The sequence below is a fragment of the Clostridium sp. genome, assembly GCF_051656525.1.
Classification (GTDB): domain Bacteria; phylum Bacillota; class Clostridia; order Clostridiales; family Clostridiaceae; genus Clostridium.
The window spans coordinates 1-11784 of record NZ_JBOGCC010000295.1 but is presented as its reverse complement, the minus strand read 5'-3'; the positions used below and the strand labels follow the sequence as shown (position 1 = coordinate 11784).

The window sequence follows — 11784 nt, the reverse complement described above, 5'->3', positions numbered from 1 at the left end:
ACTATATTGCTCTTTCAACCTTACCAGATCTTAAACATCTAGTACAAACGTGAACTCTTTTTGGTGTTCCGTTAACTAAAGCTTTAACTTTCTTTAAGTTAGGAGCCCAAGTTCTCTTTGATTGACGATGTGAGTGACTATATTGTACACCTGCAACAACGCCTTTATTACAAATTTCGCATCTTCTTGCCACTTGAAAACACCTCCTTATTAGTGAAGATAAAATCTCTTCAATAGGACAGAATTCATTGTAACACAAGATAAAGATGATTTGCAAGAGAATTTATAAAAAAAAATCGAGTTTATTATTTATAAATTAAGATAAATCTTGAATTAAATAGTTTTCTAAGATAAAATATACATATGATATAGTATAGTATAGGAGGAAAAAGTAATGGTTGGATTTTCAAGAGAAAACGGAAAAGTACATTACTCAGAAGAAGTAATAGCTAAAATTGTTGGGTTATCAACAATGGAGTGTTATGGAGTAGTTGGAATGGTGTCAAAAAGTGCCGCAGAAGGCCTTTGGGAATTAATAAGAATAGAAAATTTTAGTAAAGGTGTAAAAATAACTGTAACTGAAGATGAAAAGTTAAATATTGAACTTTTTATTATGGTAGAATATGGGATGAAAATATCTGTTATAGCAAATAATATAATCCAAAAGGTTCGTTATAATATAGAAAACTATACAGGATTAAAAGTATCATCTATATCGGTAAATGTTCAAGCGGTAAGAGTCTAGGAGGTAAACTAATGGAATATAAAAGAATAAATGGCCGTGATTTTTATAATATGGTTGTAAATGGAAGTAATAGATTAGCGGAACAAAGTGATTTCGTAAATGCGTTAAATGTTTTCCCAGTACCAGATGGAGACACGGGAACAAATATGTCAATGACATTTAAAGCGGCTGTTAAAGAAATAGAAAATATTCAGTCAGATTCAATAGGAGAAGTATCTAAGAAGTTAGCTAAAGGTGCTTTAATGGGAGCAAGAGGAAACTCAGGAGTAATTCTTTCTCAAATTTTAAGAGGAATCTCAAAGGGCCTTGAAGGAAAAGATACAGTAGATTATAAAGAGCTTGCACATGCCTTTGAAGAAGGTTCAAAGGCTGCATATAGAGCAGTTATGAGACCAACTGAAGGAACAATACTTTCAGTAATAAGAGCTACAGCTGAAGAAGCAGTGAAATTAGAAGAACCAGAAATTGTAGCTTTTATGGAAAAAATAACAAAAGAAGCAAAGGTGATGCTTGATAGGACACCGGAAATGTTACCAGCTTTGAAGAAAGCTAAAGTTGTTGATTCAGGTGGAATGGGGTTATATATCATTCTTTCAGGAATGACAGAAGCTTTAAAAGAAGGAATTCAAGCAGAGGTTAAAGATATAAAAATTGGTGTAGGTGGCGGAGATGTTACAGGTGCTGGAGCTGGTATAGATGCAGATAGTATTAAATTTGGATACTGCACTGAATTTATAATACTTGGAGATGCTAAAAAAGCTAAGAGCTTCCAAGATAGTATAGAATCAATGGGAGACTCTATGATAGTAGTAGGATATGAAGATGTAATAAAGGTTCACATTCATACTAATGATCCTGGAGCAGTACTTGCAAAAGCAGTTCAAGTTGGAGAATTATCAAAAATAAAAATTGATAATATGAGAGAAGAACATAGAGAACTTATAGCTAATGATAAAATGAGAGAAGATGCTAAAAAAGCTGAAAAGCCAGAAAAATATGGTTTCATAACAGTAGCTATGGGAAGTGGAATTGCTAACATTTTTAAAGATTTAGGTGTTAATAGTGTTATAGAAGGTGGTCAAACTATGAATCCATCAACACAAGATATTCTAGATTGTGTTGAACAAATAAATGCAGAAAATATTATAATATTTCCAAATAATAAAAATATTATAATGGCAGCTGATCAAGCAGCAGAAATTTCAGAGAAAAATGTTGTTGTCATAAAAACTACAAGCATACAACAAGGGATAACACTTTTATCAATGTTCAATAAAGATGCTGAAGTTGAAGAAAACTTAGAAGAGTTAAATGAACTTTTAAAAAGTGTAAAAGTAGGATCAGTAACATATGCTGTAAGAGATACTGAGATGGATGGTATCGAAATAATGGAAGGCGATATGTTAGGTCTTGTTGAAGGTAAAATCAAAGAAGTTGGTAGAGATAAACTAGAAGTTGGAGAAAAGGTTTTAGAGAATCTTGTAACTGATGATAGTGAGCTTATAACTATTTTCTATGGTGAAGATGTAACAGAAGATGAAGCAAATAGATTTGTTGCAGAAATAGAAGGAAAATATGAAGATTGTGACGTTCAATTATATAAAGGGGATCAACCTTTATACTACTTATTAATGTCAGTAGAATAAATGAGTAAAAGCACCTTTGGGTGCTTTTATTTAGTATTATGGAAAAATGAGGAGGAAATCGCTTTGGATATATATTTAGGTATTGATAGTATTAAGGGGATTGGTCCTAAATCAAAAGAAAAATTAAATAAGGTAGGAATTTTTACAGTTTTAGATTTATTGTTATATTTTCCAAGAGATTATGAGTTTGTAAATGGAAATGAAGATTTTAAAGAAATAGATGAAAGTGAAAGAAAAATATTAACCTGTGTATTTAAAAGATTTAAAGGAAATATACAAACTAAAAATAGAAAGACTATAACAACTTTAGAATTTGAGTATAATGGACATATAATTGAAGGGAAATGGTTTAATCAAGTGTATATTAAAAGTAAATTTAAATTTAATGAGAAATATAATTTACTTGGGAAATTTAAAAGTATAGGAAATAAACTTGAAGTAGTTAATCCAATTGTAAGCTCTAATCATTCATTAAAAAGTGAGATTATTCCTAAATATGCATTGAGAGGAGACCTTACAAATAATTTTCTAGTAAAAATTATAGGTGATATTTTAGATAATATAGAAATAAAAGAAACTTTCCCAAAAGAAATAATGGAGAAATATAAGTTTATATCTTTAGATAAAGCTATAAGAGAGATCCATTATCCAAAAACAAAGAATGGATTGGAAATGGCAATTACAAGGTTAAAATTCCAAGAGCTTTTTACATATTCAATGAAATTACTTCTTTTAAAAGATAGTATAAAAAAAGAAGTAGGAATTCAGTATAAATGGACAGAGAAATTAAAAGAGTTAAAAGACACATTGCCATTTCCTTTAACAGAAGCACAAACAAAAGTTGTGAGAAATATATTAAGAGATCAAAATTCAACTTATCCAATGAATAGATTAGTTCAAGGTGATGTTGGTAGTGGAAAGACTATAGTAGCACTTATAGGACTGTTTAATGCATATATAAATGGATACAAAGGTGTACTAATGGCACCTACTGAAATACTTGCAACACAACATTATGAAGAAGCTAGCAAAATATATAAAGATTTTGATATAGATGTGGAACTTTTAACAGGGAGTACGAAGGAAAAAGAAAAAAGGAGAATAAAAGAAAGGGCAAAAGAGGAGAAACCTTTAATATTAATAGGAACTCATGCACTTATACAAGATGATGTAGAAATTAATAATTTAGGCTTAGTAGTTACAGATGAACAACATAGATTTGGGGTAGAACAAAGGGCAAGAATTGTAGGAAAAGGAAAGAAAGCAGATGTATTAGTTATGACAGCAACACCTATTCCAAGAACTCTTGCACTGTATGTGTATTCAGATTTAGATGTATCTGTAATAGATGAACTTCCACCAGGAAGAAAAAAGGTAGATACAAGATTTTATGAGCAGAATAATAGAGAAGCAGGATATAATTTAGCAAGAAGTGAAGTTGATAAAGGAAGGCAAGTTTATATTGTTTGCCCATTAATAGAAGAGAATGAAAAATTAGAATTAAACTCAGTAGAGAAAATCTATGAAGAACTCAAATATGGTGTATTTAGAGGTGTGGAGATTGAATTTCTACATGGAAAAATGAAACCTAAAGAGAAAGATGAAATAATAGGTAGGTTTAAAGATGGAGAAACTAAAGTTATTATATCAACTACTGTAATTGAAGTTGGAGTAAATGTGCCTAATGCAACAGTTATGATAGTTGAAAATGCAGAGAGATTTGGATTAGCGCAGCTTCATCAATTAAGAGGAAGAGTAGGGCGTGGAAGTCATGAATCCTACTGTATATTAATAGCTAAAGCTAAGAGTGATAAAACTAAGAAAAGAATGGAAATATTAGTGGAATCAACAGATGGTTTTTATATTTCAGAGCAAGACCTTAAAATAAGAGGTTCAGGTGAAATGTTTGGAAGAAGACAAAGTGGAGATGAAAGTTTTATTTTAGCAAATATATATGATGACATGAAACTTCTTATAAAAGCAAGAAGTGAAGCCGAGATAGTAGTTAAAAATAATGACTATAGTAGGTTGATTGAAGAGACTGAAAAAAATATTGAAAATACAGGGCGATATATTTGCTTTAATTAATATAACGATATATAAATTGAGAAAAAATATGGAATATGATAAAATATTAAATAATAAAACTCTAAGGAGGAAGTAAAGTGAGAATTATAGCAGGAAAAGCAAGAGGACGTAAATTATTATCTCCAGCAACATACGAAACAAGACCAACATTAGATAGAGTAAAGGAGGCTATGTTTAGTATAGTTCAAGGATATATTCCAAATGCTTTAGTTATAGATGTATTTGCAGGAACAGGAAGCTTAGGTTTAGAAGCTGCAAGCAGAGGAGCAAAAGAGGTTCATTTAATAGATAAAAGTTCACAAACATATCCAATTTTAAGAAAGAATGTTGAAAATCTTAAATTTGGAGATGTATGCTTTACTTATAATAGTGATTCTTATGTAGTTTTAAAAACATTAGCAAAGAAAAATAAGAAGTTTGATCTAATGTTTATAGATCCACCATATTGCAAGGAAATGATACCAGAAGCTTTAAAGATTGTTTATGAGAATGGGCTTTTAAAAGATGATGGGATAATAGTAACAAAAATAGATTCAATGGAAGATATTTATGAGGGTTATGAAAACTTGAAATTAGTTAGAAGTAAAAGATATGGAAATACAACAGTATGCTTTTATAAATATGATGAGGTGGAGTAGAAATGAGAGTTGCAGTTTATCCAGGAAGTTTTGATCCTATTACTAATGGACATTTGGAGATAATAAAAAGAGGAGCAAAAATTTTTGATAATGTTATTGTAGCTATATTAATAAATGTAGATAAAAAAGGATTATTCTCAATTAATGAAAGAATTGAATTAATTAAAGAATGTACAAAAGATTTAGAAAATGTAGAAGTTACAAGCTTTAGTGGTATGCTTGTAGAATTACTTAAAGAAAAAAATATAAGATATGTATTGAAGGGGCTTAGAAATACAATAGATTTTGAATATGAAAGAACAATGGAAACAATAAATAAGGTATTAAATGAAAAAATAGAAACTGTATATTTGATTAGTAGTGAAAAAAATATATGTATCAGTTCATCAGCTGTTAGACAAATATGTAAATTTAATGGAGATATATCCTTTATGGTTCCTTCATGTATTGTAGAAAAGATTGAAGAAAAGGTTAGGATGAAAGAATAGAGGTGGAGTAAATGAAAAAAGAAACAGGTGTATTAGAGCTTTTAGAGTTTCTTCAAGAAACTATAGATAAAGCTCCTAAAGTTCCAATGAGTGGAAAAGCTATGATAGATAGACGAGAAATGCATGATACTATAGATGAGATAATAAATTATTTTCCAAGTGAGTTTAAAAATGCAAGATGGATAAATGATAATAAAGAGAAAATTATAGCTGAAGCTAGACGTGATAGTGACAGAATAAAAGAAGAAGCTGAAAAAATAAAAAGAGATGGTATAGAAAATCACGATATAGTAAGAGAAGCTAAATTAAGAGCTGGTGAAATAGTAGGTGCTGCGCAAAGAGAAGCAAAAGCAATTAGAATAGGTTCAAGGGAGTATTCGGAAGGGGTACTGGCTGATTTAGAAAAGGAAATTGAGAGAAAAAGAATAGAACTTTTAAAATCTCTTCAATTAAATTTTGAAAGAGCAGCAAGTGAAATTGATGATAATTTAGTTGGGGCTTGTGCTACAATAAAAGAAAATGTAAAAGAGCTTAGAAGCTTTAAATAGAAAGATTAGGTAGATTTAACTACCTAATCTTTTTTTGAGTTTTTAATATAAAATAAGTAAAGATTAAAAGCCCAGATATGAAAAAAATATATAAATAGGGAGAGGGCGTAAAACTAAAATTTGAAGAGCTAGTTTCTATACTTGATAAAAAAATATTAGACAGAAAAAAAGTGATTATAAAAGAAAGAATTCCTTGTATTAATTTAAAGATGAAATATTTTAAAGCTGAAACTTCGCTTTTGAAAAATGAAGTTACTTGAAAAAAAATAGAGACTCCACCAAAACATATAAAAAAACTAATAATAGAAAGTTTTAAATGAATAGAAAGATTAATATTAGAAATTAAGTTACATCCATTTGTCATTTCAATACTGCCTAAAAAAATTCCATAAAGTAAATTTTTAGGTAAAGAAAGAAAAGTTTCTATTGAAGAGAAGAAGAAAGAAATAAAAGAAAGTTCTTTTAAAATAGATAAAACTAAAGAAAATAAAATCACATAGCCACAAACGTTTAATGTTGTTTTAATTCCATTTTCAATGGCAGATTGCATAGCTACTCCGAATTTAGGGATAGACTTTTTTTTAGGAGCTAAAGTTTTATAAATATTTATATTAGGTTTTATCAAAAAAGATAAAAATAATATAGAAAGAAAAGATGATAAAAGTAAAATGTAACCGTATTTGATACTTCCAAGTATAGAAATTCCTAAAACACCAATAATAAAAATAGGACTTGCATTAGAGGCTAAATTTAAAACTCTAAAATATTCAGGTTTAGATATTGAATTATCATTATAAGCTTCGGTAGCCTGTTTTGCACCTAAAGGATAACCACATAAAAAGCTAGCAATTAATATAAAAGAACAGTTAGGAGTAAGTCTAAGAGGCTTACAAATTAAAGGCCCTAATATTTTTGAATATATAGAAATACCATCAAAGGTAATTAATAAATTACATATAACAGAAAAAGAAAAAATACTGGGAACTATTGAATTAAAACAAAGATAAAAACCTTGTTTTATACCCTCGAGAGAAGTCTTTATATTATAAAAAAATAAAAAAGTAAATAGAGTAATAAAAAAACAAATAAAAATATTGTTATTTATTTGTAATTTTTTTAAAAGAAAGAATAGTAAAAAGAAAATAAGTATGGATAAAACAAAAATACTAATCATAAAAATACCTCCAATCATAGTAAATTATATGTTTTAATCCATAACTTATATTACTGTTCTTTTAGAATAAATGGAGATTTTTTATAATCATCCATAGGGGAAATAGAGTTTGTTAATAGAGAATAAGCTTTTGTTCCTAAAATATCTAATTCAAGTGAAATATTATTAATAGTTTTAGGAAGTTTAGTGTAGATTTCTATTTCTGAATGTTCTTTTATAGCTTTTAGAATTTCTGCCCCTTTTAAATTAAAAGCTAGAGGTCTTATATATAAAGCATCTTCAAACGCTTTTTGTAAATTATACTCATTTAGAGAAAGAAAAATATATAAAAGAACACGCGAAATTCTAGTGTATGTATATCTTTTACTTTTAACTTTTTCTATAAGTTCAGAAAGGGAGTTAGATGAATAAATTTCTTTAAGAATTTTCTTATCCAAGCCTTCATTTAAATTAGGAATATTAGAAAAAGCATCAGGAAAAGTTAAGATTTTATATTTTAAAAATAAAAAAATATCTTCTTCTTTTGGAAACTTATAATTTGAGTCTATAAGTTTCTGAATTGTATTTAAAGTTTGAATAGGTAAATCTTTTTTTATACTTTCAAGCGAGAAGTTTTTAAAAAAAGTTTCTCTAATAGAAGTAGCAGAAGAGAAAGTTTTAGAAAGACATTTATCATTATAAAGTGAACCTTCTCTTTTTAAGGTTACGGGAAGTATATTACTTTGCAATCTCTTTAAAGCTTTCATATATTCTATTCCTAAAATATTATTTGAATTTCCTAAAATATCAGATAAAGAATCGACATTTAAATAAGTGGATAAAGCAAGTTCTCTAGCTTTATGAAATGGGAGTCCTAAATTAAGATTTTCTTTTAGGCGTGATTTGTATTCTAGAGGTTCATTAGAAAGAACATTAGAAATTATAGAAAGTTCTTTTATACTTCCATTTTCACTACCAAAATAAAGAGAGTTTACAATGTTTGTTGCATTTAGTATTTTCACAGCACCAAAAGCAAATCCTTCAGCTGATGAAAGGGAATAAATTAAAGGAAGTTCAATAACTAAATCGACTCCATTTAAAACAGCAGTTTTAGCTCTAGACCATTTATCCATAAAAGAAGGAACACCTCTTTGCATAAAATGCCCACTCATTATACAAATAGTATGAGTAGAATTTGTATCTTTTTTAGAATTTTCTAAATGTAACTTATGACCTAAATGGAAGGGATTATATTCAGTAACTATACCTGTAATATTCACTAGTAAAAACATCCTTTCTTAAAATTTGTTAAGGATAGTATAGCATAAAATAGGAAATATAATAAATAGGGCTTAATATTCTGAAAATTCGTAGTATTTCAAATCTAAAAACTTCAATGAAATGTCTTTAAATAATGTTGAAAAATAGTAAAATAGTAGTATAGTATTAACTAAGGGATACTATCGTGTCTTGAAAGGAGAAATGAACATGGAACTTATGAATAAAATTTGGGAAGCTGCAAAAGCTGATAAAAAGAAAATTGTTCTTCCAGAAGGTGACGAGGAAAGAACAATTGTTGCAGCACAAAAAATATTAGAAGAGGGATTAGCACATCCAATTCTAGTAGGAAATACAGAAAATATTTTAAAAGCTTCAAAAGAGCAGGGTGTTGATTTAAAGGGAGTAGAAATAATAGATCCAGAAACATCAGAAAAATTAGAGGCTTATATAAATGAATTTTACGAATTAAGAAAAAATAAAGGAATGACTATAGAAAAAGCTGAAAAAATAGTTAGAGATCCATTATATTTTGCTACTATGATGGTTAAATTAGATGATGCAGATGGTATGGTATCTGGTGCAGTGCATACTACTGGTGATCTTTTAAGACCAGGTCTTCAAATAATAAAAACAGCTCCAGGAGTTTCTGTAGTATCAAGTTTCTTTATAATGCTTGTACCAGGATCAAAATATGGAGAAGAGGGAATGTTATTATTCTCTGACTGTGCAGTTAATCCAAATCCAAATGCAGATCAACTTGCGGCTATTGCAATTGCAACAGCAGAAACAGCTAAAAATCTTTGCAAAATAGAGCCAAAAGTAGCAATGCTTTCATTCTCAACTATGGGAAGTGCGGATCATGAATTAGTTGATAAAGTAAGAATAGCAACTGAAAGAGCAAAAGAATTAAGACCAGATTTATTAATAGATGGAGAGCTTCAATTAGATGCAGCTATAGTTAAAAAGGTAGCAGATCAAAAAGCTCCTAATAGTAAAGTTGCAGGAAATGCTAATGTATTAGTATTCCCAGATTTACAAGCAGGAAATATAGGATATAAATTAGTTCAAAGATTTGCAAATGCTGAAGCAATAGGACCAGTATGTCAAGGGTTTGCAAAACCAATAAATGACTTATCAAGAGGATGTAGCTCAGATGATATAGTTAACGTTGTAGCGCTAACTGCTGTTCAAGCACAAGCACAAGCACAAAAGTAAGTAGTAAAGTGATTAACGGAGGTATTAAGCTATGAAGATTTTAGTAATAAACTGTGGAAGTTCATCATTAAAATATCAATTAATTGATATGAATAATGAAGAAGCTTTAGCACAAGGATTAGTAGAAAGAATAGGAATACAAGGATCGGTTTTAACTCAAAAAGTAGCTGGAAGAGAGAAGTATGTAGTTGAAACTGAAATGAAAGATCATAAAGATGCTATAAAATTAGTTTTAGATACACTTATTGATGAGAAAAATGGTGTTATAAAATCAATGGATGAAATAAATGCTGTAGGACATAGAGTTGTACATGGAGGAGAGAAGTACTCTTCATCAGTAATTATAAATGATGAGGTTATGAAAGAATTAGAAGAGTGTGCTAAACTAGCACCATTACACAATCCACCAAATATAATTGGAATTAAAGCATGCGAAGCTTTAATGAAAGATACAAAAATGGTTGCTGTATTTGATACTGCGTTCCATCAAACTATGCCTGAAAAAGCATACATGTATGCATTACCATATGAAATATATGAAGATCATGCAGTAAGAAAATATGGTTTCCATGGAACATCACATAAATTTGTTTCATCAGAAGTAGCTAGAGTGATGGGAAAAGATATTAAAGATTTAAAAATAATTACTTGTCATTTAGGAAATGGATCATCTCTTGCAGCTATAAAAGGTGGAGAGTGTATAGATACAAGTATGGGATTCACACCATTAGATGGAATAGTGATGGGAACTAGAACAGGAAGTATGGATCCTGCCGTAGTTGTATATATGGCTACTGATTTAGGTTATTCAGTAGATGAAATAAACACTATACTAAATAAAAAATCAGGTGTCTTAGGTGTATCAGGAGTAAGTTCAGATTTTAGAGACATAGAAGAAGCAGCTGAAAAAGGGAATCATAGAGCACAATTAGCTTTAGATATGTTTCGTTACTCAATTAGAAAGCAGATAGGAGCATATGCAGCAGCTATGGATGGTGTAGATGTAATTGTATTTACAGCAGGTGTTGGAGAAAATTCAATAATTTGTAGAAATGCAATATTATCTGGACTTGGATATTTAGGTGTTAAAATCGACAAAGAGAGAAACAATGTTAGAGGAAAAATAGCTAAGATATCTGCTGATGATTCAAGTGTAGAAGCATATGTTATACCAACTAATGAAGAATTAGTTATAGCTAGAGATACTCTAGGATTAGTAAAATAAGAAGAAAAAACACGAAAAATCTTGACTTTTATCTTGCCCCTTTATATAATAAGTTGTGTTTGTTTATAAAATAATTTATTATTAAGGGGCAAGTTGTATATTTACCTAATAATTTATTTTGTATGTAAACTAATTTTTATAAAATAGGAGCTAAGAAGTATGAAAATATTATTTTCAGATTTAATTTCCAAGAAAGAAAGAAACAAAGAAATAAATTATGAGTTTAATATGGAAAACTTCACTTTTTCAGGTGAAGAGATAGTTCCAGTTGAAAAGGTAATTGTAAAGGGGAACTTTATTTCAAATAATGGTGAACTTTTACTTGACTTAAACATAAAAACTAAATTAAAATTAGTATGTTCAAGATGTTTAGAGACCTTTATCTATCCAATAGATATTGATATAGAAGAAAGGTTTACAAATGATGGTACGATTGATAGTGATAATATTACATTTGTAGATGGTGATACAATTGATATCACGGAAATAGTTGAAAGTGAAATAATTTCAACCTTACCGATTAAGAGAATTTGTAGTAGCAATTGTAAAGGCTTATGTCAAAATTGTGGAGAAAACTTAAACAAGTCAGCATGCGTTTGCAATGATGATGGGAATATAGACGTTAGATTTGCAGGACTTAAGGCGCTACTAGAAAATAAGGAGGTGTAAGCATGGGAAATCCAGCGAGAAAAACATATAGAGCTAAAAGAGATTCAAGAAGAGCTCAAACTTTTAAGGCGAGCTTACCAGGAATAGT

13 protein-coding genes are annotated in these 11784 nt (G+C 29.2%); 10 read left to right on the top strand and 3 right to left on the bottom strand.

Annotation, left to right across the window (positions count from 1 at the left end; all coding sequences use genetic code 11):
- Position 1: 1 nt before the first annotated feature.
- A complete protein-coding gene (gene rpmB / locus ACRDDY_RS14940) occupies positions 2-193 on the bottom strand; it encodes a 50S ribosomal protein L28 (RefSeq protein WP_438542033.1) in 192 nt (63 codons plus the stop codon).
- 201 nt (positions 194-394) lie between these two features.
- Here rpmB and ACRDDY_RS14935 point away from each other — a divergent pair, with 201 nt between their 5' ends.
- From ACRDDY_RS14935 to ACRDDY_RS14910, 6 genes are all read left to right on the top strand, one after another.
- A complete protein-coding gene (locus ACRDDY_RS14935; protein ID WP_438542032.1) occupies positions 395-745 on the top strand; it encodes an Asp23/Gls24 family envelope stress response protein in 351 nt (116 codons plus the stop codon).
- Positions 746-756: 11 nt separating this feature from the next.
- Positions 757-2391, top strand: coding sequence for a DAK2 domain-containing protein (locus ACRDDY_RS14930; protein ID WP_438565735.1), 1635 nt, complete (start codon positions 757-759; stop codon positions 2389-2391).
- Between the two features lie 63 nt (positions 2392-2454).
- Positions 2455-4479, top strand: a complete 2025-nt coding sequence (recG, locus tag ACRDDY_RS14925; RefSeq protein ID WP_438565734.1) for an ATP-dependent DNA helicase RecG — start codon at positions 2455-2457, stop codon at positions 4477-4479.
- A 77-nt stretch (positions 4480-4556) separates the two neighbouring features.
- Positions 4557-5117 (top strand): 16S rRNA (guanine(966)-N(2))-methyltransferase RsmD, encoded by a 561-nt coding sequence (rsmD, locus tag ACRDDY_RS14920; RefSeq protein WP_438565733.1) that lies wholly within the window; start codon positions 4557-4559, stop codon positions 5115-5117.
- A gap of 2 nt (positions 5118-5119) precedes the next feature.
- Positions 5120-5605 (top strand): pantetheine-phosphate adenylyltransferase, encoded by a 486-nt coding sequence (gene coaD, locus ACRDDY_RS14915; protein WP_438565732.1) that lies wholly within the window; start codon positions 5120-5122, stop codon positions 5603-5605.
- An 11-nt stretch (positions 5606-5616) separates the two neighbouring features.
- Complete coding sequence (locus ACRDDY_RS14910; protein WP_438565731.1) at positions 5617-6153, top strand: ATPase; 537 nt, start codon at positions 5617-5619, stop codon at positions 6151-6153.
- 19 nt (positions 6154-6172) lie between these two features.
- On the opposite strand, the gene ACRDDY_RS14905 is transcribed toward ACRDDY_RS14910, so the two are convergent.
- Both ACRDDY_RS14905 and ACRDDY_RS14900 read right to left on the bottom strand, forming a co-directional pair.
- Positions 6173-7327, bottom strand: coding sequence for a sporulation integral membrane protein YlbJ (locus ACRDDY_RS14905; protein WP_438565730.1), 1155 nt, complete (start codon positions 7325-7327; stop codon positions 6173-6175).
- A 50-nt stretch (positions 7328-7377) separates the two neighbouring features.
- Positions 7378-8598 carry a nucleotidyltransferase gene (locus ACRDDY_RS14900; RefSeq protein WP_438565729.1) on the bottom strand — a complete coding sequence of 407 codons (1221 nt, stop codon included), beginning with the start codon at positions 8596-8598 and terminating at the stop codon, positions 7378-7380.
- 196 nt (positions 8599-8794) lie between these two features.
- On the opposite strand from ACRDDY_RS14900, the gene pta reads away from it, so the two are divergent.
- From pta to rpmF, 4 genes are all read left to right on the top strand, one after another.
- Positions 8795-9802: a phosphate acetyltransferase gene (gene pta / locus ACRDDY_RS14895; protein WP_438565728.1), complete on the top strand. Its 1008-nt coding sequence runs from the start codon at positions 8795-8797 to the stop codon at positions 9800-9802.
- A gap of 31 nt (positions 9803-9833) precedes the next feature.
- Complete coding sequence (locus tag ACRDDY_RS14890; protein WP_438565727.1) at positions 9834-11027, top strand: acetate kinase; 1194 nt, start codon at positions 9834-9836, stop codon at positions 11025-11027.
- A 159-nt stretch (positions 11028-11186) separates the two neighbouring features.
- Positions 11187-11696 (top strand): YceD family protein, encoded by a 510-nt coding sequence (locus tag ACRDDY_RS14885; RefSeq protein ID WP_438565726.1) that lies wholly within the window; start codon positions 11187-11189, stop codon positions 11694-11696.
- 2 nt (positions 11697-11698) lie between these two features.
- The coding region (rpmF, locus tag ACRDDY_RS14880) for a 50S ribosomal protein L32 (RefSeq protein WP_438565736.1) at positions 11699-11784 on the top strand (86 nt) is incomplete at its 3' end.

Coding starts and splice junctions, on each gene's coding strand:
- ACRDDY_RS14905 (WP_438565730.1), bottom strand. CDS start 7,327: ATGATTAGTATTTTTGTTTTATCCATACTTATTTTCTTTTTACTATTC.
- coaD (WP_438565732.1), top strand. CDS start 5,120: ATGAGAGTTGCAGTTTATCCAGGAAGTTTTGATCCTATTACTAATGGA.
- ACRDDY_RS14930 (WP_438565735.1), top strand. CDS start 757: ATGGAATATAAAAGAATAAATGGCCGTGATTTTTATAATATGGTTGTA.
- ACRDDY_RS14935 (WP_438542032.1), top strand. CDS start 395: ATGGTTGGATTTTCAAGAGAAAACGGAAAAGTACATTACTCAGAAGAA.
- ACRDDY_RS14900 (WP_438565729.1), bottom strand. CDS start 8,598: ATGTTTTTACTAGTGAATATTACAGGTATAGTTACTGAATATAATCCC.
- ACRDDY_RS14890 (WP_438565727.1), top strand. CDS start 9,834: ATGAAGATTTTAGTAATAAACTGTGGAAGTTCATCATTAAAATATCAA.
- ACRDDY_RS14910 (WP_438565731.1), top strand. CDS start 5,617: ATGAAAAAAGAAACAGGTGTATTAGAGCTTTTAGAGTTTCTTCAAGAA.
- ACRDDY_RS14885 (WP_438565726.1), top strand. CDS start 11,187: ATGAAAATATTATTTTCAGATTTAATTTCCAAGAAAGAAAGAAACAAA.
- pta (WP_438565728.1), top strand. CDS start 8,795: ATGGAACTTATGAATAAAATTTGGGAAGCTGCAAAAGCTGATAAAAAG.